We start from the raw sequence: 21,349 nt of genomic DNA on the forward strand, positions 1-21,349 counted from the left end.
CCCGTGGCATGCACTCTCTAAAGCTCGATGGCCGCTATGGCGATGAGGCCATGCTCCTGCTCCTGGAAGCCATCAAAGCTCGGGGCACCCGGGCCGGTGAGTATCACCTGCGTATTTTCGGAGGTGGCAACATGTTCCCCCACCTCGGCGCGCGAGCCACGCGCCACGTCGGCCAGCAAAACATCGATATGGCACACGAACTGATCGCCAGGCACGGCCTTGTCAGTCATGGCGAACACGTAGGGGGCACGGGGCACCGACACCTGATCTTCGATATCTGGAGTGGCCAATTGGCCCTGAAGCAATCCCCCCTAGTCGCTGACAGTGGATGTCCCACTGGAGTACAACCCGCATGAAACCCATCAAAGTCATGATCGTCGACGACTCTGCCGTCGTGCGCCAGGTCCTGGCATCTGTACTTGCCGCCGACCCAGCCATCGAAGTGCTGGGCACCGCTGCCGACCCGCTGTTCGCCCTGAGCAAGATGGAGCGCGAGTGGCCCGATGTGATCGTCCTCGACGTGGAAATGCCGCGCATGGATGGCATCACCTTCCTCAAGAAACTCATGGCCGAGCGCCCGACGCCGGTGGTGATCTGCTCGACCCTCACCGAGAAAGGCGCCAGCACCACCATGCAGGCCCTCGCCGCTGGCGCGGTCAGCATCGTCACCAAGCCCCAGGTCAACCTGAGCAAATTTCTGGTCAATGCCAGCGATGATCTGCTCGGCGCTGTGAAAGCGGCCGCACGCGCCAACATGCGCCAACTGGCCAAGAGCAAAACACCGGTGCAGCCCAAACTGGGCGCAGATGCCGTGATCCCGGCCGGACAACCGGCCATGGCCCGCACCACCGAGCGCGTGGTGGCCATCGGCACCTCCACCGGCGGCACCCAGGCGCTGGAGTACATCCTCACCGCTCTGCCACGCGTCTGCCCTGGCATCGTCATCGTCCAGCACATGCCGGAGCGTTTTACCGCCGCCTTCGCCGAGCGCCTCAACGGCCTGTGCCAGATCGAGGTACTGGAAGCGCGTCATGGTGACCGGGTTATCCCCGGCCGCGCCCTGATCGCTCCCGGTGGTCGCCATATGCTGCTCAAGCGCAGCGGCGCGCAGTACTTGGTCGAAGTGGTCGACGGCCCGCCCGTGAGCCGCCACAAACCCTCGGTGGACGTGCTGTTTCGCTCCACCGCCCGCGCTGCCGGGGCCAACGCCACCGGCATCATCATGACCGGCATGGGCGACGACGGTGCTCGTGGCCTGCGCGAGATGTTCGAGGCTGGTGCGCAGACCTTCGGCCAGGACGAAGCCAGCTGCGTGGTCTACGGCATGCCCAAGGAAGCCAAGAAACTTGGCGCGGTCGGGCGCGAGATTGCGCTGGAGCAAATTCCCGCGCAGATCCTGCGCGCCGAGCGTGCCTGACCGGCAGCCTTTCCCCGCCCGCCTCGGCGGGCGTAGAATCAGCGCATTCCTCGCCAGAAATCCTCCGGCGGGCCCGTGAGCCCCGGCCGTACGAACGGTGATCCCGTTTCGTCATGCAGCCCCCTGACACCGCGGCGATCTGCCGCTCGACGATGCTCACCGCACACACAACCGAATTAGTCGCAGGAATACCGTCATGCCCGATTACCGCTCGAAGACCTCCACCCACGGCCGCAACATGGCCGGCGCCCGCGCCCTGTGGCGCGCCACCGGGATGAAGGACGAAGACTTCAAGAAACCGATCATCGCCATCGCCAACTCCTTCACCCAGTTCGTGCCAGGCCACGTGCACCTGAAGGACCTGGGTCAGCTGGTCGCCCGCGAGATCGAGAAGCACGGCGGCGTGGCCAAGGAATTCAACACCATCGCCGTCGATGACGGCATCGCCATGGGCCACGACGGCATGCTCTATTCGCTGCCGAGCCGCGAGATCATCGCCGACTCCGTGGAGTACATGGTCAACGCCCACTGCGCCGACGCCATCGTCTGTATCAGCAACTGCGACAAGATCACCCCCGGCATGCTGATGGCTGCCCTGCGCCTGAATATCCCGGTGGTGTTCGTTTCCGGCGGGCCGATGGAAGCCGGCAAGACCAAACTGGCCAGCCACGGCCTGGACCTGGTCGACGCCATGGTGATCGCCGCCGACTCCAGCGCCTCCGACGAAAAGGTCGCGGAGTACGAGCGCAGCGCCTGCCCGACTTGCGGCAGCTGCTCCGGCATGTTCACCGCCAACTCGATGAACTGCCTGGTCGAAGCCCTGGGCCTGGCGCTGCCTGGCAACGGTTCGACCCTGGCCACCCACAGCGACCGTGAACAACTGTTCCTGCGTGCCGGTCGCCTGGCCGTCGAACTCTGCCAACGCTACTACGGCGAAGGCGACGAGTCGGTATTGCCGCGCAACGTTGCCAACTTCAAGGCATTCGAAAACGCCATGACCCTGGACATCGCCATGGGCGGCTCGACCAACACCATCCTGCACCTGCTGGCTGCAGCCCAGGAAGCCGAGATCGCCTTCGACCTGCGCGACATCGATCGCCTGTCGCGCAAGGTGCCGCAGCTGTGCAAGGTCGCGCCGAACATCCAGAAGTACCACATGGAAGACGTACACCGCGCTGGCGGCATCTTCTCCATCCTCGGCGAACTGGCCCGTGGCGGCCTGCTGCACACCGACGCACACACCGTGCACACGCCGAACATGGCCGAAGCCATCGCCCAATGGGATATCACCCAGACCAACGATGAAGCGGTGCATCACTTCTTCAAGGCAGGCCCTGCCGGCATCCCGACCCAGACCGCGTTCAGCCAGTCGACCCGTTGGGAGACCCTCGACGACGACCGCGAGAACGGCTGCATCCGCAGCGTCGAGCACGCCTACTCCAAAGAAGGCGGCCTGGCCGTGCTCTACGGCAATATCGCCCTCGACGGCTGCGTGGTGAAGACCGCCGGTGTCGATGAGTCCATCCACGTCTTCGAAGGCAACGCCAAGGTCTTCGAGAGCCAGGACAGCGCGGTCAAAGGCATCCTTGCCGACGAAGTGAAGGAAGGTGACATCGTCATCATCCGCTACGAAGGCCCGAAAGGCGGCCCGGGCATGCAGGAAATGCTCTATCCGACCAGCTACCTGAAGTCCAAGGGCCTGGGCAAGGCCTGCGCCCTGCTCACCGACGGTCGTTTTTCCGGCGGCACCAGCGGCCTGTCCATCGGCCACGCCTCGCCGGAAGCTGCAGCAGGCGGCGCCATCGGCCTGGTGCAGGACGGTGACAAGGTACTGATCGACATCCCCAACCGCAGCATCAACCTGCTGGTCAGCGATGAAGAGCTGGCCGCCCGCCGCGCCGATCAGGACAAGAAAGGCTGGAAGCCGGCCGCACCGCGCACCCGTAAGGTGACCACGGCACTCAAGGCCTACGCCCTGCTCGCCACCAGCGCCGACAAGGGTGCGGTGCGCAACAAGGCGATGCTCGACGACTGATTCGTCAGCGTTGCTGCAGCGAAAAGCCCGGCCTGGTTTGCCGGGCTTTTTGTTGTCGGAGGGTTTGCACCTGACGCTGATCGCCAGCAAGCTGGCGCCTACTTCAATGTTCAGGAACCCATCATGCGCATTGGTCTGATCGCCGACACCCACAACCTGCTGCGCCCCGAAGCGCTGGTAGCGCTGCAAGGCGTCGATCACCTGATCCATGCCGGCGATATCGGCGGGCCGCACATCCTGGCCGAACTGGAACGCATCGCGCCGCTGTCGGTGGTGCGCGGCAATAACGACCAGGAGGCTTGGGCCGATGACATTCCCGAGACGCTGACGCTGCGCTTCGCAGACACCACGCTCTATGTCCTGCACGACCTGAAGCAACTGAACATCGACCCCAGAGCGCTTGGAATCGATGTAGTAATCGCCGGGCACTCGCACAAACCCCTGCAGGAAACCCGCAACGGCGTGCTCTACCTAAACCCTGGCAGCGCCGGGCAGCGACGCTTCAAGCTGCCCATCAGCGTGGGCATCCTGCATATCGAGGATGGGCGGGCACGGGCCGAGCTGATCACGCTGCAGGTCTGATGACCATCGCAGGGTGGACAACGCTTCACCCGTCCACCGCCTACCAACCCATGGTGGACAAAAACAGCGTTGTCCACCCTACGACCTTGAAAAACGTGGCCACCGCGTCCATCTAGGTAGATACAGCCTTTTCCCGCCTGATGGAGAACCCCATGACCCTCGACGAGCTCAACGCCATTGCTGGCGTGACCGCCAAGCCTGACGTCGCTACCGCCGACTTCGTCTACAACCACACAATGATCCGCGTGAAGGATCTGCAAAAATCCCTGGATTTCTACACCCGCGTGCTGGGCTTCACCCTGCTGGAGAAGAAGGACTTCCCCGACGCCGAGTTCAGCCTGTACTTCCTCGCGCTGATCAATGACAAGTCGCAGATCCCAGCCGACCCGGCTGCCCGCCATCAGTGGCGCAAGTCGATCCCCGGCGTGCTGGAGCTGACCTACAACTACGGCACCGAGAAAGACCCGGAATTCTCCTACCACAGCGGCAACAGCGACCCACGCGGCTTCGGTCACCTGTGCGTGTCGGTGCCGGACATCAAGGCCGCCTGCCTGCGCTTCGAAGACCTCGGCGTGGACTTCCAGAAACGCCTGACCGACGGCCGCATGCGCGATATCGCCTTCATCAAGGACCCGGACGGTTACTGGGTCGAGATCATCCAGTTCACCGAAGTGAGCTGATTTTCGCCTCCGCGAAAACCAACGAGGGGCTGCCTCCAGCGAAGCAGCCCCACGTTCGTTGCCGGGTTCAACTGACGCCGACGTAGCGGTCCGCCCGGTGATTGATCGCCAGCACCAGATTGAGCACTACCGCCCCCAGCACCGAGAGCAGCACCTTGTCTGGCGACACCACGAAAATCGCCGCCAGCACGATGCTCGCGTCGATGGCCATCTGCACGGCGCCCGCGCGGAAACCGAAGCGCTCCTGCATATACAGCGCGAGAATGTTAACCCCGCCCAGGCTGGCGCGGTGGCGGAACAGCATGAGCAAACCCAGCCCCATCGCAGCGCCGCCGAACAGCGCGGCATACACGGCGCTTAGATGAGCGAAGGCGACCCAGTGCGGCGTCAGCTCGGCCAGTAGCGAAACCAGCATCACCGCGCAGCCCGTACGCAAGGTGAAAGCCCAGCCCATGCGCCAGATACCGAGCAGGTAGAACGGCAGATTGACCAGGCAGAACACCAGACCGAACGACCAGCCGGCCTGGTAGTTGGCCAGAAAGGCGATGCCGACAGTGCCACCGGTGAGCAGGCCGGCATGCGTGTAGAAGGCGATACCCAGCGCCACCAGAGCGGTGCCGAACAGCAGGGCCAGCGCATCTTCCCAGAGTGGATGGCGTACGAAGAGTGCAGCGACGGCGCTCGGGCGCTCGTCGACGGGCGATTGCTCAGTCATGACAGAACCTGCATCAGGATGCACGAAAGAAAATTACGGCAGAGGCAAGGCAGTGGCCGTCCCGCCGCGCAGGAGAATCTGGCGGCAGAAATGGCCGGAACGCCAGGCAGGATTATGCGCCGCGGCGCTCCCACACTTCGAAGGCGTAAGACGGTGTCTCGGCCGAAGCCGGGTGCTCGACGCTGGAGGTCATGCGCCATATGGCCTCGTCGACCTCGGGGAAGAAGGCATCACCTTCGGGATCGAGGCCGACACGTGTCAGGTAGAGGCGATCAGCCTGGGCCAGGCCCAGCTCATAGAGCTGCGCGCCGCCGATCAGCATCAGTTCCTCGGCATTCTCTTCACGCGCCCAGGCGTCGGCTCGTTCGATGGCCGCGTCCAGCGTCGCAAATACCTCGGCACCTTCCAAGGTGAGGCCGGCCTGGCGGCTGACCACGATATTGAGCCGGCCCGGCAGCGGGCGCCCGAGCGAATCCCAGGTCTTGCGCCCCATGATGATCGGCTTGCCGAGCGTCATCGCTTTGAAGTGCTTGAGATCCGCCGGCAGGTGCCAGGGCAGTTGGTTGTCGCGGCCAATCACGCGGTTGTGCGCGAGCGCGGCGATCAGAGAAAGAGGTAGAGTCGTTTTCATGGCCGCGAGCATAACAGAGCCCTCAGCGGCCTCGCAGCCCATCAGTGGCTGCAGCAGCGCTGTCGTCGTATCGTCACATTCGCCGTAGCAGGCTAAGGGCTGATTCTACGAGCAAGGAGCCAGCATCATGTCGAAATCACTTTCTGCCTGGGTATTGGGCGTCACTCTGCTGCCACTGGCGGTCTTCGCCAGCCCGGCTCCGGATAAAGTCCAGGCCGCCATCGATTGGGCCCAGCAGCAACCCAGCGCCAGGCAAACCCAGAACTGGGAAACCAAGGCTCCCCTGGTGATCGCCCACCGGGGCGCCAGCGGTTACGCGCCCGAGCACACACTGGCGGCCTACGCGCTGGCAGCCTTGCAAGGCGCCGACTACATCGAGCCCGACCTGGTGATGACGCGCGATGGCCAGTTGGTCGCCCGCCACGACAACGAACTGGGGCTGACTACCGACGTGGCGCAGCGCCCCGAATTCGCTGACCGCAAACGCAACCAGAGCGTCGACGGGCGCAGCCTGGAAGGCTGGTTCAGCGAGGACTTCACCCTGGCCGAGCTGAAAACCCTGCGCGCGATCGAACGTATCCCGCAACAGCGACCGGGCAATACCCGCTTTGATGGCCAGTTTGAGATTCCCACACTGCAGGAGATCATCGATCTGGTGAAACGTCTGGAAGCCCTTCAGCAACGAACCCTGGGTTTGTACCCGGAAACCAAGCACCCCACCCACTTCCAGCGACTCGACCTGGCCATGGAGAAACCGCTGCTGGCAGTGCTCGAACGCAACGGCTACGACAGCGCCGACGCGCCCGTTTTCATCCAGTCCTTCGAAGTGGCAAACCTCAAGACGCTGAGCACGCTAACGCCGATCCGCCTGGTGCAACTGCTGTGGGTAGAAGGCCAACCCTACGATCAGCGGGTGCTTGGCAGCGACCTTGGCTACCAGCAAATGATCACGCCAGAAGGCCTGCAAACCATCGCGAGCTACGCCGACGGCATCGGCCCGGAGAAAGGCATGGTCATCCCACGCGATGGCGCCGGCAACCTGGGCGCACCAACCAGCCTGGTACTTGACGCCCATGCCGCCGGACTGAAGGTGCACCCCTATACCTTCCGCGCGGAGAACGCCTTCCTGCCCACCAGCCTGCGCAGTGGCAGCGACCCGAGCGAACGTGGCGACATCGAGGCCGAGCTGCGCGCCTTCCTCGCCACCGGCATCGATGGCCTGTTCATCGACCAACCGGATATCGCCGTGCGTTTGCGCGAGCAGCGCTGATTCGCACCGAGACGGATCAGGGGTTATTCTCAACCCCTGATCCGAATGACGAGACGCCGCGTGACAGACGCCTCCTCCCCTACCCCCTTCCAACGCCTCTGGCTCAGCGAGACCATTCGCCTGCGCGAGGAGCATGCCGGCCCGCTCGAAGACAGTGAGGCCAATCGCCTGGCCCGTGCCGAACAGGTTGAACTGGCCGAGCGTATCCAGCATCGCGCCCTGCACCTGGCCCGCCGTGATGGTCAGTGGCAGGCGTTGCTGCACTGGCTGCAAGGCGCACGCCTGGCCGGTGGGCTACTGGCGCTGCTGGCCCTGCTCAGCGGCTTCGGCCTGGCCCTGGCCGCGTTGGGTGACGGGCGCCAACCCGTCAATGTGTTCTGGGCACTGGGCAGCCTGCTTGGGCTCAACCTGCTGATGCTGCTCGGCTGGCTGCTAGGCCTGCTGCTGACCCGCGACCACCCCGGCGCGCTCGGTCGCCTGTGGCTATGGCTCAGTGAAAAACTGGCACGCGACGCCAGCGCCGCGCAGTTGGCCCCGGCCCTGCTGCTGATGCTGCAACGCCAGCGCCTGACCCGCTGGGGCCTGGGCCTGATGGTCAATGGGCTTTGGACGCTGGCCATGCTCGCGGCATTGGTCACCCTGCTGTTGCTGCTCGCCACGCGCCGCTACGGCTTCGTCTGGGAAACCACCATTCTTGGTGGCGACACCTTCATCGCCCTGACCCAGGCCATCGGCACCCTGCCCGCGCTGCTCGGCTTCAGCCTGCCAGACATCGACGTCATTCGCGCCAGCGGCGATGCCGCCATCGCCAGTGAAGCGGCCCGGCAGAGCTGGGCCGGCTGGCTGGTCGGCGTGGTGCTGGTCTACGGCCTGCTGCCACGCCTGCTGCTGGCGCTGCTGTGCCTGTGGCGCTGGCAGTCCGGCAAAGGCGCGCTGCGCCTGGATCTCGACCTGCCCGGCTATGGCCTGCTGCGCCAGCGCTTGCAGCCGGACAGCGAACGCCTGGGCATCTGTGACCTGGCGCCCGCCGCCCTGCACCAACCGCAAGGCGGCGCCAGCGCGCAACCTGGCAGCGGCGCGCTGCTGCTCGGCATCGAACTGGACGAGCGCCGCCCCTGGCCGCCTGCGTCACTGCCCAAGGGCGTGGCCGATGCAGGCGTGATCGACAGCCGCGAACAGCGCCGTCAGTTACTCGAACAGCTGACCCGCTTCCCGCCCGAACGCCTGGCCATCGCCTGCGACCCGCGCCGCTCACCGGATCGTGGCACCTTGGCGCTGATCGGCGAACTGGCGCGCTCGGCCTCGGCCACGCGCATCTGGCTGCTGCCGCCGACACCCGGTGAGAGCCTGGACAGCGCCCGCCTGACGGACTGGCATCAGGCGATCGCCAGCCTGGAGCTGCAGCATGGCGATACGGCGCCGCTGAACTGGCTGGAGAGCGGACATGACTGAGCCACTGAAACTGGCCCTGGTCGGCCACACCAACGTCGGCAAGACCTCGCTGTTGCGCACCCTGACCCGCGACATCGACTTCGGCGAAGTCTCGCCCCGCGCCAGCACCACCCGCCATGTCGAAGGTGCGCGCCTGTCGGTGGATGGCCAGGCGCTGCTGGAGCTGTACGACACCCCAGGCCTGGAAGACGCCATCGCCCTGCTCGACTACCTGGAGCGTCTCGACCGCCCTGGTGAGCGGCTGGACGGCCCGGCACGTCTGGCGCGTTTTCTCGAAGGCAGCGAGGCGCGCCAGCGCTACGAACAGGAAGCCAAGGTACTGCGCCAGTTGCAGGCCTCCGATGCCGGCCTCTACGTGATCGACGTGCGCGAGCCAGTGCTGGCCAAGTACCGCGACGAGCTGGCGGTACTGACCATGTGCGGCCGGCCGCTGCTGCCGGTACTCAACTTCGTTGCCAGTGACAGCCACCGCGAAGGCGAGTGGCGCGAAGCCCTGGCCCGCCTCGGCCTGCATGCCCTGGTGGCGTTCGACAGCGTGGCACCACCTGCAGACGGCGAACGACGTCTGTACGAAAGCCTGGCCCTGCTACTGGAGCGTTCGCGCCCGCAGCTGCAACGACTGATCGAGGATCACGAAGCCCAGCGCCAGGCCCGGCGCCAGGCCGGCAACCGTCTGATCGCTGAGCTGCTGATCGACTGCGCCGCCTGCCGCCGCAGCGTCGCCGCCCAACCCGTGCTGGAACAGGGCGCCATCAGCGAGCTGCGCACGGCCATTCGCCAGCGCGAGCAGCGTTGCGTCGAGGCCCTGCTACGCCTGTACGCTTTCCGCAGCAGTGACGCCAAAGCGGCTGACCTGCCGCTGCTCGACGGCCGCTGGGGCGACGATCTGTTCAATCCGGAAACGCTGAAGCAGCTCGGCATCAAGGTCGGTGGCGGCATGGCAGCCGGCGCCGCCACGGGCGTCGGCGTCGACCTGCTGGTCGGCGGCCTCACCATGGGCGCAGCTGCCGCATTGGGCGCAGTGATCGGCGGCAGCGCGCAGACCCTGCGCAACTACGGAGAAAGACTGAAGGGAAAACTCAAGGGCCAGCGCGAACTGACCGTCGACGACGCCGTGCTGCGCCTGCTCGCCCTGCGTCAGCAGCAACTGCTGGCCGCACTGGACGTGCGCGGACACGCCGCGATGGACGCCATCAGCCTAAACGCTCCGCAAGAAGCCCTGTGGCGCCAGGGCAAGCTGCCCACTCCGCTGAACGTGGCGCGCGCTCACCCGCAATGGTCGTCACTGAATCCAGGCGCGCGCCTGGAAGAGGCCGAACGCGCCGAACAGGTAGAGCGCCTGCGCAGCGACCTTTCCATGCAACCGGTGGGCTAACGGTGGACTGAAGCCCACCCTACGTGGAAGGCGATAGTTGCTTGTAGGGTGGGCTTCAGCCCACCACATCGGCGCCCCGCTACTCCCCAAACTCGCCATCACCATTATCCCGCCCACCCCAACCTGCAGACAGGAGCCCGCGCCCGACATAACGATGGAAGCTCGAATAAGGCCAATCGCCAACCTGACTCACCAAACCATGCTTGACCGGGTTGAAATGGATGTAATCGACATGCCGTGCAAGATCATCCTCATCACGGATACGGTGCTCCCAGAAGCGTCTTTGCCAGATGCCTTTCTCACGCTTTCTGTATTTGCTGGCGCTGACGCTAGGCCTGGCGGGTAGCCCCCGGGAAAACTGGCTTTTGATCGATGCCCAACGCAGGGAATAGTCGTGGTCATCCTCAGGCAGTTCCCATATGGCATGCAGATGATCAGGTAGAACGCAGATGGCGACGGTCTTCAAAGGCATACGTTTGCTGGCGTCGACGTAGACCTGGCGCAGCAACGCGATTTCGTCCGTCAGCAAACTGGATCGACGATCCGCGAGGGTGACCGTGAAGAAGTAGGTGGCAGCCGGAATCCGTTCGCGGCGGTAGTTGGACATGGGCAATCCTTTACCTGTTGGGTGTCAGTGGCGGGGCCGGCGGCATGGTGAGTCGGTGGGCTGAAGCCCACCCTACATCCTAGCCGGTAGGGTGGGCTTTAGCCCACCAGCACCCACCCACACCATCTCAGACCGCAACCGGCGCCTTGATATGCGGGTGCGCTTCGTAACCCACCAGTTCGAAGTCCTCGAATTTGAAGGCCAACAGGTCCTTCACCTCGGGATTGAGCTTCATTGTCGGTAGCGGCAGCGGCTGGCGGGTCAGCTGCAGGTCGGTCTGTTCGATATGGTTGGCGTACAGGTGGCAGTCGCCGCCGGTCCAGATGAATTCGCCCGGTTGCAAGCCGCAGACCTGCGCCACCATCAGCGTCAGCAGCGCATAGCTGGCGATGTTGAAAGGCACGCCGAGGAAGATGTCTGCCGAACGCTGATAGAGCTGGCAGCTGAGCTTGCCGTCGGCGACATAGAACTGGAACAGCGCGTGACACGGTGGCAGCGCCATCTGCTCGACCAGCGCGGGGTTCCATGCCGAGACGATCAGGCGCCGCGAGTCCGGGTTCTTCTTGATCATCTCGATCAGCTTGGCGATCTGATCGATGGACTCGCCGTTAGGCGCCGGCCAGCTGCGCCACTGGTAACCGTAGACGGGGCCAAGGTTGCCATTCTCGTCGGCCCACTCATCCCAGATGCTGACGCCGTTGTCTTTGAGGTACTTGATGTTGGTGTCACCCTGCAGGAACCACAGCAGCTCGTGGATGATCGAGCGCAGGTGGCACTTCTTGGTGGTGACGATGGGGAAGCCATCTGCCAGGTCGAAGCGCATCTGGTAGCCGAACACGCTGTAGGTGCCGGTACCGGTACGGTCTTCCTTGAAGGTGCCGTGCTCACGCACGTGGCGCATCAGGTCGAGGTACTGTTTCATCAGACGGCTCCTTGTACGGGCTGGCGCTTGTAGGCGTAGACAATCAGGCCGATACCGCCGAGGATCATTGGCAGGCAGAGAATCTGACCCATGGTCAGCCAGCCCCAGGCCAGGTAGCCGAGCTGAGCATCGGGCACGCGGACGAACTCGACGATGAAGCGGAACACCCCGTAGCAGGCGGCGAACATGCCGGAAACGGCCATGGTCGGGCGCGGTTTGCGCGAGTAGAACCAAAGGATGGTGAACAGCGCCACGCCTTCCAGGGCGAATTGATACAGCTGCGACGGATGACGCGCCAACTGCTGCGGGTCGGTAGGGAAGATCATCGCCCACGGCACGTCGCTGGCCTTGCCCCACAACTCGGCGTTGATGAAGTTACCGATGCGCCCAGCACCCAGACCGATCGGCACCAGCGGTGCGATGAAGTCCATCAGCTCGAAGAAGCTCTTGCCGTTGCGCTTGCCGAACCACCAGGTCGCCAGCATCACCCCGATCAGGCCGCCATGGAAGGACATACCGCCCTCCCAAACTCGCAGGATCTTCGCCGGTTCGGCGATATAGGCCGCAAAATCATAGAAAAATACGTAGCCCAGACGCCCACCGAGAATCACCCCCATGGCCACCCAGAACACCAGGTCGGACAGCTTGTCCTTGGTCCAGGTCGCATCGAAACGCTCCAACCGGCGCGATGCCAGTAGCCAGGCACCACCGATGCCGACCAGGTACATCAGGCCGTACCAATGGATTTTCAGGGGGCCGAGGGCAATGGCCACCGGGTCGATCTGCGGATAAGGCAGCATCCAGGACTCCTTAGATGAAAAAACTCAGACCCACACTAAACAGCAGCAGGGCGAACAGACGCTTGAGCAACAGTGGCGACAGGCGATGGGCCAGGCGCGCACCAAAACGGGCAAAGAACATGCTGGTCACGGCAATACCCAGCAACGCCGGGAGGTAGACGAAACCGACGCTCCATGGCGGCAGATGCGCATTCCCCCAGCCAGTGAACATGAAACTCAGCGCACCGGCGATGGCGATCGGCAATCCACAAGCCGCCGAGGTTGCCACCGCCTGCTGGATCGGCACGCTGCGCCAGACCAGAAAGGGCACGGTCAACGAACCACCACCGATCCCGAAAATTGCCGAGGCCCAGCCAATCACTCCGCCGGCCACCGTCAGCGCCGGCTTGCCTGGGACATCGCGGCTGGCCTTGGGTTTCAGGTCCAGCGCCATCTGCACTGCCACGACGATGGCGAACGTACCGATGATCTTCTGCAACAAAGGCCCCTGGATCAACGCCGCTGTCACAGCTCCCAGCGCAGCACCGAGCAGGATACCGGCAGCCAGCCAACGAAACAGCGGCCAACGCACCGCGCCATTGCGATGATGCTCGAGCAACGAATTGATCGAGGTGAAGACGATGGTCGCCAGGGACGTGCCCACTGCCAGATGGGTGAGGATTTCCGTTGCCATTCCCTGGGAGGTGAAGCTCAACACCAGCACCGGCACGATGATCAGGCCGCCACCCACGCCGAACAGGCCAGCCAGCACACCGGCGGCCGAACCCAGCACCAGGTAGAGCAGCAGTTCCATCGACACCCCCAAAAACAAAGCGGCATGGTAGCGGAAATGCCCACTCAACGGCATACGGGTCGACGGAACGGTTGCCGCCCCTGGCTGAGCTCGCTAGCCTGCCAGACTCCGCCACCGGAGGAATCCGCATGTGCCTGATCGTCTTTGCCTGGCAGCCCGAAAACCAGACGGTGCTGCGCCTTGCAGCCAATCGCGATGAATTCTACGAGCGCCCCAGCGCCGCACTGGGTGAATGGCAGGACTCCCCTGGCGTATTCGCTGGCCGCGACCTGCAGGCCGGCGGCACCTGGCTCGGCGTTACCGCGCAAGGTCGCTTCGCGGCGCTGACCAACATCCGCGACCCCAGGCAGAAAGCCGGGCCGCGCTCACGCGGCGCGCTGACGGCTGACTACCTGCTGGGCCAGGAGTCGGCACCGGCCTATCTCGACAGAATCATGCGTGACTCGGCAGCCCATGCCGGGTTCAACCTGCTGATTGGCGACCGCCAACAGCTCTGGCACTTCAACTCTGCGGAAGGCCGGCCCCGGCAACTGCAGAGCGGCATTTATGGCCTGTCCAACGCCACCCTCGACACGCCCTGGCCGAAGCTGCTGCGTGCCAAGAATGCCTTGAGCGATCAAGTCGAGAGCGGGGATGAAGCGCTATTGGGGCTGCTGAGCGACAGTAACCAGCCGGACGATCAGCTGCTTCCGGATACGGGAGTGGGGTTGGCGACGGAGCGGCTGCTGTCGAGCGTCTTCATCGCCAGCGCCGCCTATGGCACCCGCGCCAGCACGGTGCTGAGCCTTGAGCGCAATGGCGGCTGGAGCATCATCGAGCGCAGTTTCGGCCCGCATGGCGCCGCGCTAGGCGAGGTCGCCTTAAGCGGGTAAGCCGCGCGGTGGGAGCGAGCTCTGCTCGCGAATCCTGGGGCACAAAAGCTTCGCGAGCAGAGCTCGCTCGTACAAGCGATCAGGCCTGGATATTGGACGCTGGATTGATCACCCGACCCAGGCCCAGATTGCGCAACGCCAGATGCAGGGTGCTGTAGATCAGGTGCGGGTTGTCCATGGTCATCACCTGGCCGAGCAGCTCCTTGGCCTTGCTCTGGGTCACCTGGCGCAGCAGCCATTTCACCTTGGGCAGGTTGGTGGCGTTCATCGACAGCGAATCGAAGCCCATCGCCAGCAGCAACACGGCCGCCGCCGGATCACCCGCCATCTCGCCGCAGATGCTCACCGGCTTGCCTTCGATGTGCGCGTCGTTGACCACCTTCTGCAACGCCTGCAGCACCGCCGGATGGAGGAAGTCGTAGAGATCGGCTACACGCGGGTTGTTGCGGTCTACGGCCAGCAGATATTGGGTCAGGTCGTTGGAGCCGACCGAAAGGAAGTCCACCTGGCGCGCCAGTTCGCGGGTCTGGTAAACGGCTGCCGGGATCTCGATCATCACGCCGATAGGCGGCAACGGCACATCGGTGCCCTCGTCACGTACCTCGCCCCAGGCACGGTGAATCAGGTGCAGCGCCTCCTCCAGCTCCTGCGTGCCGGAAATCATCGGCAGCAGGATGCGCAGATTGTTCAGCCCCTCACTGGCCTTGAGCATGGCGCGGGTCTGTACCAGGAAGATTTCCGGGTGATCGAGGGTCACGCGGATGCCGCGCCAGCCAAGGAAGGGGTTCTCTTCCTTGATCGGGAAGTAGGACAGCGACTTGTCGCCACCGATATCCAGGGTGCGCATGGTCACCGGCAGCGGATGGAAGGCCTGCAACTGCTCACGATAGGTGGCGAGTTGTTCCTTCTCGCTGGGGAAGCGCTCATTGATCATGAACGGCACTTCGGTACGGTACAGGCCGACGCCCTCGGCGCCGCGTTGCTGGGCGCGCGCCACATCGGCGAGCAGACCGGTGTTGACCCACAGCGGCATGCGATGGCCGTCGAGCGTCTCACACGGCAACGCACGCAGGGCATCGAGCCCTTCGGTGAGCTGGCGTTCCTCCTCGACAACCTCAGCGTACTGCTTGCTCAGCAGCTCGCTGGGGTTGGTGAAGACCTCGCCATGGTAGCCATCGACGATCAGCTTGATCCCGTCGATCTTCGAGTACGGCAGATCGACCACGCCCATCACCGTGGGAATACCCATGGCGCGGGCGAAAATCGCCACGTGGGAGTTGCCCGAACCGGTCACCGAGATCAGACCGACCAGTTTGCCTTCCGGCACTTCGCCGAGCATCGCCGGCGACAGCTCCTCGCTGACCAGGATGGTGTTATCCGGGTAGACCAGCGTGGTTTTGCGTTCTTCCTGCAGATAAGCAAGCAGGCGCCGACCGAGGTCACGCACATCGCTCGCGCGCTCACGCAGGTAAGCATCGTCCATCAGTTCGAAGCGATTGACGTGGTCGAGCACCACCTGGCGCAAGGCGCCCTGCGCCCACTGCCCGGTACGGATGACCTTGCGCACCTCGTTACCCAGCGCAGCATCCTCGAGCATCATCAGGTAGACGTCGAACAGCGCGCGCTCTTCCTTGCGCAGCTGAGTGGCGAGTTTCTCGGACAGCTCCTGCATGTCCTCGCGTACCCAGCCGAGCGCCTTGTCGAACAGCTCCAGCTCCGCCGTGATGTCATCAACGCTGCGGTCTGGAACTACATTGAGATCGGCCGGGGGCAGCACCACGACAGCGGTACCGACCGCTGCCCCCGGTGCGCCCGGCACGCCGACGAACTTGGCCTCCTGCACGCCCTTGCCCTGGCGACCCAAGCCGCGGATCGAGCCAGTCGCCTCGGCATGGGCGATAACGCCAGCGAGCTGCGCGCTCATGGTGACCAGGAAGGCTTCCTCGCCCTCGTCGAACTGGCGGCGCTCCTTCTGCTGCACGACCAGAACGCCCATCACCCGGCGATGGTGGATGATCGGCGCGCCGAGGAAGGAGGCGTAGCGCTCCTCGCCAGTCTCGGCGAAATAGCGGTAACGGGGATGGCTGGCGGCGTCTTCGAGGTTCAGCGGTTCTTCGCGGCTACCGACCAGGCCGACCAGGCCCTCGCTGGGGGCCATGCTGACCTTGCCGATGGAGCGCTTGTTGAGGCCGTTGGTGGCCATCAATACGAAACGGTTGGTTTCCGCATCGAGCAGGTAGACCGAGCAGACCTGGCTGCCCATCGCTTCCTTGACCCGCTGCACAATGATCGACAGCGCCGCCTTGAGATCCTTGGCGGCGTTTACTTCCTGGACGATCTTGCGCAGCGTATTGAGCATGCTCGATTGGGGTCCGTATCAGTCGCGCACTATCAGGCGCGGGGCGAGTTCCTTGAGCGCGCGGCGGTAGACCTCGCGTTTGAATGTGACCACCTGACCCAGCGGGTACCAGTAACTGACCCAGCGCCAACCATCGAATTCGGGCTTGCCGGTCAGGTCCATGCGTACGCGGTCTTCAGCTCCAGTCAGACGCAGCAGAAACCACTTCTGCTTCTGTCCGATGCACAGCGGCTGGCTGTGCGTGCGCACCAGACGCTGCGGCAAACGATAACGCAACCAGCCTCGGGTGCAGGCGAGGATATTCACATCCTGCTCTTCGAGCCCGACCTCTTCATTCAGTTCACGGTAAAGCGCCTCTTCCGGCGATTCACGATCATTAATGCCGCCCTGGGGAAACTGCCACGCATCCTGGTTGATACGCCTGGCCCAGAGCACCTGGCCGAAATCATTGGTCAGGATGATGCCGACATTCGGGCGGAAACCATCAGAATCGATCACGGCAAGCAACCTCGTACACGCAAGTTCCGGCATTGTTCCACAAAGCCGGCGACAGCAGCAACGCGGGTTTAGGTGCAGTTTGAAAGCCCCGGCAAAGCGGCTATTCTGGCGCGCCTCCCCTTTCCATAGAACAGGTAACGAACCGTGCGCTTGGCCCTTTTCGATCTCGACAACACCCTGCTGGCTGGCGACAGCGACCACAGCTGGGGCGAATTCGTCTGCCAGCGCGGCCTGGTCGACGCAGCCGAGTACCTCGCGCGCAACGATGCCTTTTATGCCGATTACTGTGCCGGCAAACTGGACGTGGTGGCCTATCAGAATTTCAGTCAGGCCATTCTTGGCCGCCACGACATGGCGCAACTGGCGCAGTGGCACCGCGAGTTCATGGCCGAGGTGATCGAGCCGATCATTCTGGCCAAGGGCGAGGCACTGCTGGCCGAGCACCGCGCCGCAGGTGACAAGCTGGTGATCATCACTGCCACCAACCGTTTCGTCACCGCACCCATCGCCGAACGCCTGAGCGTGGACACGCTGATCGCTACCGAATGCGGCATGCAGGACGGCCGCTATACCGGGCACATCACCGGTACGCCGTGCTACCAGGGCGGCAAGGTGACGCGGCTGAACGAGTGGCTGGCAGAGACGGGGTACAACCTCGACGGGGCCTACTTCTATAGCGACTCACGCAATGACCTGCCGCTGCTCGAAGCGGTGGCCAACCCCGTGGCAGTCGACCCGGACGACGTGCTGCGCGCCACCGCCACCGAACGCGGCTGGCCGGTGATCTCGCTGCGCTAAGCGTCACAGCCAAACGTAGGGTGCGCCGTGCGCACCGCAAGCTCCATCGTCAGCCGCCGGTGCGCACAGCCTGGGCGGCCCCGCGACACCCTACCGGGCTGAACACGCAGTTGTAGGAGCGGCTTCAGCCGCGAAATCTTTCATAGCTGCAATCGCGGCTGAAGCGCAATGCCGCCCTGCCGCTCCTACAGGCGAAAAGCAGACGCAGCCGGTAAAACGTAGGGCGGTCTCGCGAGCGAAGCGAGCAGCCCGCCGACCTGCTCAAGCCGGCTTGGCGCCCATCAACGCCATGATGGCGATCAGCAATACCAGAATCAGCCCGGCATAGATCAGGCACAGACGCTTCAACGCTGTTGGCGCTGGCGCATCACCCAGCGCGCGCCAGACCGCCAGGCGACCGGCCAGCAGCAAACCGAGCAGCATCATCAGCGCATAGAGAATGCTGCCCAGCAGCAGCCAGGTCTGCCCCAGCGGCCAGCCGGCGGTGTCCACCAGCCAGTAGCCAGTGACCGGCAGGCTCAGCGCCAGCACGGCGAACGCCGGAAAGCTGAACAGCAGAGTCACCCGCAGCTTGCGCGCCAGCACGGCGGAATCGCCACCGCGCTGCGCCTTGAACAGCATGACGCCATGGGCGATCAGGCCGAGCAGCAGCAACACGCCCGGGGCGCTGTGGAGGATGCGAACCAGCAGGTAGTGTTCCATCGTGGTTTCCTTCTATTCGGCGATTAAGTAGGGCGGGGGCAACCCGCGAGAACGCGGCGGCGGGTTACACCCGCCCTACCCGTGCTCAGCCGAGAAACAGCTTGTAGGCCGGATTCTCGCTTTCATCCCAGTAGGGATACCCGATGGCGTCCAGCGCCGCTGGCACCAGATGGCGTTCGTCCGCTGGCACCTGCAGCGCGGCCAGCACGCGGCCATCGGCAGCGCCGTGGTTGCGGTAGTGGAACATCGAGATGTTCCAGCGCCCGCCCAGCTTCTGCAGGAAGTTGAACAGTGCACCCGGCCGCTCGGGGAATTCGAAGCGCAGCACCATCTCGTCACCGACGCCAGCAGCATGACCACCGACCATGTGGCGGATATGCAGCTTGGCCAGTTCGTTATCGGTCAGGTCCAGCACCGGGAAGCCCTGCGCACGCAGGCCTTCGACCAGCGCCTGGCGCGGGTCATTCTCCGGATGGGTCTGCACACCGACGAAGATGTGCGCTTCGCGATCAGTGTGATAGCGATAGTTGAACTCGGTGATCTGGCGCTTGCCAACCGCCTCGCAGAAGGCCTTGAAACTGCCCGGCTGCTCGGGAATGGTCACGGCGATGATCGCCTCGCGCTTCTCGCCAAGCTCGGCGCGCTCGGCCACATGACGCAGGCGGTCGAAGTTGACATTGGCGCCGGAATCGATGCCCACCAGCACTTCGCCGTTGGCACCCTGGCGCTCGACGTACTTCTTGATTCCGGCCACGGCCAGCGCACCGGCCGGCTCGGTGATCGAGCGAGTATCGTCGTAGATGTCCTTGATCGCCGCACAGATCTCGTCGGTGCTGACGGTGATCACCTCATCGACGTGATGTTTGCAGATATCGAAGGTGTGCTGGCCGATCTGCGCCACTGCCACGCCATCGGCGAACAACCCGACCGTCGGCAGCACCACGCGCTCGCCAGCCGCCATCGCCTGCTGCAGGCAGTTGGAGTCATCCGGCTCGACGCCGATCACCTTGATTTCCGGGCGCAGGTATTTCACGTACGCAGCGATGCCGGCGATCAGTCCGCCGCCGCCGACCGGGACGAAGATGGCGTCGATATGGCCCTGATGCTGGCGCAGCACTTCCATGGCCACGGTGCCCTGCCCGGCGATCACCAGCGGATCGTCGTACGGGTGGATATAGGTGTAGCCCTTCTCTTCCACCAGTTTCAGCGAATGCGCCAGCGCCTCGGGGAAGGCGTCGCCGTGCAGCACCACCTTGCCACCGCGCGAGCGCACGCCCTGCACCTTCAGCTCCGGCGTGGTGCGCGGCATGACGATGGTCGCTTTCACGCCCAGGTGCTTGGCCGCCAGGGCCAGGCCCTGCGCATGATTGCCAGCCGAGGCGGTGACCACGCCACGCGCCAGCTCTTCCGGGGACAGTTGCGCCAGCTTGTTGTAGGCACCGCGAATCTTGAACGAGTACACCGGCTGCAGATCTTCGCGCTTGAGCAAAATCTGGCTACCCAGCCGCTCACTGAGCTGACGGGCGGGTTGCAACGGGGTTTCCACCGCGACGTCATAAACGCGCGAGGTGAGGATCTTCTTCACGTACTGTTCGAGCATGGCGATTTCGCAGGCGTTCGGGCTTTGAGAGGACTGCCGAGTCTACCCCAGCGCCGCGCCGGACGACCATACGAAAGGCGCGGGTTCTACCCCGTCAGCACACCACTTGCGGCTATAATTCGCGGCTTAACTCTCTACCTTCCCAGGCATTCCCCCGCGATGAACCAGGATCAGTTGAAACAGGCCGTGGCCCAGGCCGCCGTCGACCACATTCTCCCGCGCCTCGACAGCAAGAGCATCGTCGGCGTCGGCACCGGCTCCACCGCCAACTTCTTCATCGACGCGCTGGCCAAGCACAAGATGGACTTCGATGGCGCCGTTGCCAGCTCCGAAGCCACCGCCGCACGCCTGAAGGGCCATGGCATCCCGGTCTACGATCTCAACAGCACCGCCGAACTGGAGTTCTATGTCGACGGCGCCGACGAGAGCGACGAGCGCCTGCACCTGATCAAGGGCGGCGGCGCAGCGCTGACCCGCGAGAAGATCGTCGCCGCCGTGGCCAAGACCTTCATCTGCATCGCCGACGCCAGCAAGCTGGTGCCGGTGCTGGGCAACTTCCCGCTGCCGGTCGAAGTCATTCCCATGGCCCGCAGCCATGTGGCGCGCGAGCTGGTGAAGCTGGGCGGCGACCCGGTATACCGCGAAGGCGTGCTGACCGATAACGGCAACGTCATCCTCGACGTGCACAACCTGTCGATCACCGACCCGGTCAAGCTGGAAGCGGATATCAACGCCATCGTCGGCGTGGTCACCAATGGCCTGTTCGCCGCCCGCCCGGCCGATCTGCTGCTGCTCGGCACCGCCGAAGGCGTGAAGACGCTCAAGCGCTGAGACGCCAGCAGTCGCGTCAATCGTAGCCCGGATCGCATTCGGGCTATGGAGCCTGCCAATGCGCCGCCTACTCCAACAGGCGGCGCAGCTCCTCACTCATCGGCATGGGTTGAAACGCACTGACCCGCGCCCGCCCGGTGTTGCCGATGGGCACCCAGATGCGCGAGAACAACAGCGCCGCTAGGATGCGCGGCATTTGCCCCAGCACCTCACGCATATCCCCTTGTTGCCAGCCTGCCTGCAGCATCAGCCAGTGCGAACGCGCGTGCAGCCACGGGCGCCGCTGAGTGAGGATGTGTGCACGTTCCAGCCAGACCAGTGCCGCAGCACTGTGGCGAGCCCGAAGTTCGTGTTGCGCCTTAGCGAAAGCCTCGTCGATGGCGACTTGCAGTCCCATGTTCATAGCGCCC

The 21,349-nt window shown here is 64.2% G+C and carries 22 protein-coding genes; 11 read left to right on the forward strand and 11 right to left on the reverse strand.

Annotated elements, in window-relative coordinates; genetic code table 11:
- Window positions 1–50: 50 nt before the first annotated feature.
- The 5 genes from RTH74_RS13790 (at window position 51) to gloA (ending at window position 4,714) form a co-directional block, all read left to right on the forward strand.
- Complete coding sequence (locus RTH74_RS13790) at window positions 51–356, forward strand: chemotaxis protein CheD (RefSeq protein WP_316915092.1); 306 nt, start codon at window positions 51–53, stop codon at window positions 354–356.
- A complete protein-coding gene (locus tag RTH74_RS13795) occupies window positions 353–1,417 on the forward strand; it encodes a chemotaxis response regulator protein-glutamate methylesterase (RefSeq protein ID WP_316915024.1) in 1,065 nt (354 codons plus the stop codon). Before RTH74_RS13790 ends, RTH74_RS13795 begins: the two co-directional genes overlap by 4 nt.
- A gap of 196 nt (window positions 1,418–1,613) precedes the next feature.
- Window positions 1,614–3,452, forward strand: coding sequence for a dihydroxy-acid dehydratase (gene ilvD / locus RTH74_RS13800; protein WP_316915025.1), 1,839 nt, complete (start codon window positions 1,614–1,616; stop codon window positions 3,450–3,452).
- A 123-nt stretch (window positions 3,453–3,575) separates the two neighbouring features.
- Window positions 3,576–4,034 (forward strand): metallophosphoesterase family protein, encoded by a 459-nt coding sequence (locus RTH74_RS13805; RefSeq protein ID WP_316915026.1) that lies wholly within the window; start codon window positions 3,576–3,578, stop codon window positions 4,032–4,034.
- Between the two features lie 152 nt (window positions 4,035–4,186).
- Entirely contained in the window at window positions 4,187–4,714 is a 528-nt protein-coding gene (gene gloA / locus RTH74_RS13810) for a lactoylglutathione lyase (protein ID WP_316915027.1), read from the forward strand.
- A gap of 67 nt (window positions 4,715–4,781) precedes the next feature.
- Here gloA and RTH74_RS13815 read toward each other — a convergent pair whose 3' ends face one another.
- Together RTH74_RS13815 and RTH74_RS13820 are read right to left on the reverse strand one after the other, a co-directional pair.
- Window positions 4,782–5,429 carry a YitT family protein gene (locus RTH74_RS13815; protein ID WP_316915028.1) on the reverse strand — a complete coding sequence of 216 codons (648 nt, stop codon included), beginning with the start codon at window positions 5,427–5,429 and terminating at the stop codon, window positions 4,782–4,784.
- Window positions 5,430–5,541: 112 nt separating this feature from the next.
- Complete coding sequence (locus RTH74_RS13820; protein WP_316915029.1) at window positions 5,542–6,072, reverse strand: dihydrofolate reductase; 531 nt, start codon at window positions 6,070–6,072, stop codon at window positions 5,542–5,544.
- A gap of 115 nt (window positions 6,073–6,187) precedes the next feature.
- Here RTH74_RS13820 and RTH74_RS13825 point away from each other — a divergent pair, with 115 nt between their 5' ends.
- The 3 genes from RTH74_RS13825 to RTH74_RS13835 are packed head-to-tail and all read left to right on the forward strand — an operon-like array spanning window position 6,188 to window position 10,157.
- On the forward strand, window positions 6,188–7,330 hold the full coding sequence (locus RTH74_RS13825) for a glycerophosphodiester phosphodiesterase (protein WP_316915030.1): 1,143 nt from the start codon (window positions 6,188–6,190) through the stop codon (window positions 7,328–7,330).
- A 45-nt stretch (window positions 7,331–7,375) separates the two neighbouring features.
- Window positions 7,376–8,782: a DUF2868 domain-containing protein gene (locus RTH74_RS13830; RefSeq protein WP_316915031.1), complete on the forward strand. Its 1,407-nt coding sequence runs from the start codon at window positions 7,376–7,378 to the stop codon at window positions 8,780–8,782.
- Window positions 8,775–10,157 (forward strand): GTPase/DUF3482 domain-containing protein, encoded by a 1,383-nt coding sequence (locus RTH74_RS13835; protein ID WP_316915032.1) that lies wholly within the window; start codon window positions 8,775–8,777, stop codon window positions 10,155–10,157. The genes RTH74_RS13830 and RTH74_RS13835 overlap by 8 nt, the downstream gene beginning before the upstream one ends.
- A gap of 79 nt (window positions 10,158–10,236) precedes the next feature.
- On the opposite strand, the gene RTH74_RS13840 is transcribed toward RTH74_RS13835, so the two are convergent.
- The 4 genes from RTH74_RS13840 to RTH74_RS13855 form a co-directional block, all read right to left on the reverse strand.
- The gene (locus tag RTH74_RS13840; RefSeq protein ID WP_316915033.1) at window positions 10,237–10,764 is read right to left on the reverse strand and encodes an REP-associated tyrosine transposase; all 528 of its coding nucleotides are present in this window, start codon (window positions 10,762–10,764) and stop codon (window positions 10,237–10,239) included.
- Between the two features lie 127 nt (window positions 10,765–10,891).
- Window positions 10,892–11,686, reverse strand: coding sequence for a thymidylate synthase (locus RTH74_RS13845; RefSeq protein ID WP_037001239.1), 795 nt, complete (start codon window positions 11,684–11,686; stop codon window positions 10,892–10,894).
- Window positions 11,686–12,486, reverse strand: a complete 801-nt coding sequence (gene lgt / locus RTH74_RS13850) for a prolipoprotein diacylglyceryl transferase (RefSeq protein ID WP_316915034.1) — start codon at window positions 12,484–12,486, stop codon at window positions 11,686–11,688. The genes RTH74_RS13845 and lgt overlap by 1 nt, the downstream gene beginning before the upstream one ends.
- Before the next feature lie 10 nt (window positions 12,487–12,496).
- Window positions 12,497–13,279, reverse strand: coding sequence for a sulfite exporter TauE/SafE family protein (locus RTH74_RS13855; protein WP_316915035.1), 783 nt, complete (start codon window positions 13,277–13,279; stop codon window positions 12,497–12,499).
- A 128-nt stretch (window positions 13,280–13,407) separates the two neighbouring features.
- Here RTH74_RS13855 and RTH74_RS13860 point away from each other — a divergent pair, with 128 nt between their 5' ends.
- On the forward strand, window positions 13,408–14,151 hold the full coding sequence (locus tag RTH74_RS13860; RefSeq protein WP_316915036.1) for an NRDE family protein: 744 nt from the start codon (window positions 13,408–13,410) through the stop codon (window positions 14,149–14,151).
- 79 nt (window positions 14,152–14,230) lie between these two features.
- Here RTH74_RS13860 and ptsP read toward each other — a convergent pair whose 3' ends face one another.
- Entirely contained in the window at window positions 14,231–16,510 is a 2,280-nt protein-coding gene (gene ptsP / locus RTH74_RS13865) for a phosphoenolpyruvate--protein phosphotransferase (RefSeq protein WP_099525993.1), read from the reverse strand.
- Window positions 16,511–16,528: 18 nt separating this feature from the next.
- Complete coding sequence (locus RTH74_RS13870) at window positions 16,529–17,008, reverse strand: RNA pyrophosphohydrolase (protein WP_099525994.1); 480 nt, start codon at window positions 17,006–17,008, stop codon at window positions 16,529–16,531.
- A gap of 144 nt (window positions 17,009–17,152) precedes the next feature.
- Between RTH74_RS13870 and RTH74_RS13875 the strand changes: the two genes are divergently transcribed.
- On the forward strand, window positions 17,153–17,806 hold the full coding sequence (locus RTH74_RS13875; RefSeq protein ID WP_316915037.1) for an HAD family hydrolase: 654 nt from the start codon (window positions 17,153–17,155) through the stop codon (window positions 17,804–17,806).
- A gap of 261 nt (window positions 17,807–18,067) precedes the next feature.
- On the opposite strand, the gene RTH74_RS13880 is transcribed toward RTH74_RS13875, so the two are convergent.
- Together RTH74_RS13880 and ilvA are read right to left on the reverse strand one after the other, a co-directional pair.
- Window positions 18,068–18,508, reverse strand: coding sequence for a DUF2269 family protein (locus tag RTH74_RS13880; protein ID WP_316915038.1), 441 nt, complete (start codon window positions 18,506–18,508; stop codon window positions 18,068–18,070).
- Window positions 18,509–18,593: 85 nt separating this feature from the next.
- Window positions 18,594–20,108 carry a threonine ammonia-lyase, biosynthetic gene (gene ilvA / locus RTH74_RS13885; RefSeq protein WP_316915039.1) on the reverse strand — a complete coding sequence of 505 codons (1,515 nt, stop codon included), beginning with the start codon at window positions 20,106–20,108 and terminating at the stop codon, window positions 18,594–18,596.
- A 159-nt stretch (window positions 20,109–20,267) separates the two neighbouring features.
- Here ilvA and rpiA point away from each other — a divergent pair, with 159 nt between their 5' ends.
- Window positions 20,268–20,939 (forward strand): ribose-5-phosphate isomerase RpiA, encoded by a 672-nt coding sequence (rpiA, locus tag RTH74_RS13890; RefSeq protein WP_059392378.1) that lies wholly within the window; start codon window positions 20,268–20,270, stop codon window positions 20,937–20,939.
- Window positions 20,940–21,006: 67 nt separating this feature from the next.
- Here the strand turns inward: rpiA and RTH74_RS13895 are convergent, their stop codons facing one another.
- Window positions 21,007–21,342 (reverse strand): DUF3703 domain-containing protein, encoded by a 336-nt coding sequence (locus tag RTH74_RS13895; RefSeq protein ID WP_316915040.1) that lies wholly within the window; start codon window positions 21,340–21,342, stop codon window positions 21,007–21,009.
- Window positions 21,343–21,349 lie beyond the last annotated feature (7 nt).

The sequence above is a fragment of the Pseudomonas sp. zfem001 genome, from assembly GCF_032621725.1.
GTDB lineage: Bacteria > Pseudomonadota > Gammaproteobacteria > Pseudomonadales > Pseudomonadaceae > Aquipseudomonas > Aquipseudomonas sediminis.

Bases quoted from the DNA above. Each gene is read 5' to 3' on its own strand.
- RTH74_RS13790 (WP_316915092.1), top strand. From the start codon at position 51: ATGCTCCTGCTCCTGGAAGCCATCAAAGCTCGGGGCACCCGGGCCGGT.
- RTH74_RS13795 (WP_316915024.1), top strand. From the start codon at position 353: ATGAAACCCATCAAAGTCATGATCGTCGACGACTCTGCCGTCGTGCGC.
- ilvD (WP_316915025.1), top strand. From the start codon at position 1,614: ATGCCCGATTACCGCTCGAAGACCTCCACCCACGGCCGCAACATGGCC.
- RTH74_RS13805 (WP_316915026.1), top strand. From the start codon at position 3,576: ATGCGCATTGGTCTGATCGCCGACACCCACAACCTGCTGCGCCCCGAA.
- gloA (WP_316915027.1), top strand. From the start codon at position 4,187: ATGACCCTCGACGAGCTCAACGCCATTGCTGGCGTGACCGCCAAGCCT.
- RTH74_RS13815 (WP_316915028.1), bottom strand. From the start codon at position 5,429: ATGACTGAGCAATCGCCCGTCGACGAGCGCCCGAGCGCCGTCGCTGCA.
- RTH74_RS13820 (WP_316915029.1), bottom strand. From the start codon at position 6,072: ATGCTCGCGGCCATGAAAACGACTCTACCTCTTTCTCTGATCGCCGCG.
- RTH74_RS13825 (WP_316915030.1), top strand. From the start codon at position 6,188: ATGTCGAAATCACTTTCTGCCTGGGTATTGGGCGTCACTCTGCTGCCA.
- RTH74_RS13830 (WP_316915031.1), top strand. From the start codon at position 7,376: ATGACGAGACGCCGCGTGACAGACGCCTCCTCCCCTACCCCCTTCCAA.
- RTH74_RS13835 (WP_316915032.1), top strand. From the start codon at position 8,775: ATGACTGAGCCACTGAAACTGGCCCTGGTCGGCCACACCAACGTCGGC.
- RTH74_RS13840 (WP_316915033.1), bottom strand. From the start codon at position 10,764: ATGTCCAACTACCGCCGCGAACGGATTCCGGCTGCCACCTACTTCTTC.
- RTH74_RS13845 (WP_037001239.1), bottom strand. From the start codon at position 11,686: ATGAAACAGTACCTCGACCTGATGCGCCACGTGCGTGAGCACGGCACC.
- lgt (WP_316915034.1), bottom strand. From the start codon at position 12,486: ATGCTGCCTTATCCGCAGATCGACCCGGTGGCCATTGCCCTCGGCCCC.
- RTH74_RS13855 (WP_316915035.1), bottom strand. From the start codon at position 13,279: ATGGAACTGCTGCTCTACCTGGTGCTGGGTTCGGCCGCCGGTGTGCTG.
- RTH74_RS13860 (WP_316915036.1), top strand. From the start codon at position 13,408: ATGTGCCTGATCGTCTTTGCCTGGCAGCCCGAAAACCAGACGGTGCTG.
- ptsP (WP_099525993.1), bottom strand. From the start codon at position 16,510: ATGCTCAATACGCTGCGCAAGATCGTCCAGGAAGTAAACGCCGCCAAG.
- RTH74_RS13880 (WP_316915038.1), bottom strand. From the start codon at position 18,508: ATGGAACACTACCTGCTGGTTCGCATCCTCCACAGCGCCCCGGGCGTG.
- ilvA (WP_316915039.1), bottom strand. From the start codon at position 20,108: ATGCTCGAACAGTACGTGAAGAAGATCCTCACCTCGCGCGTTTATGAC.
- rpiA (WP_059392378.1), top strand. From the start codon at position 20,268: ATGAACCAGGATCAGTTGAAACAGGCCGTGGCCCAGGCCGCCGTCGAC.
- RTH74_RS13895 (WP_316915040.1), bottom strand. From the start codon at position 21,342: ATGAACATGGGACTGCAAGTCGCCATCGACGAGGCTTTCGCTAAGGCG.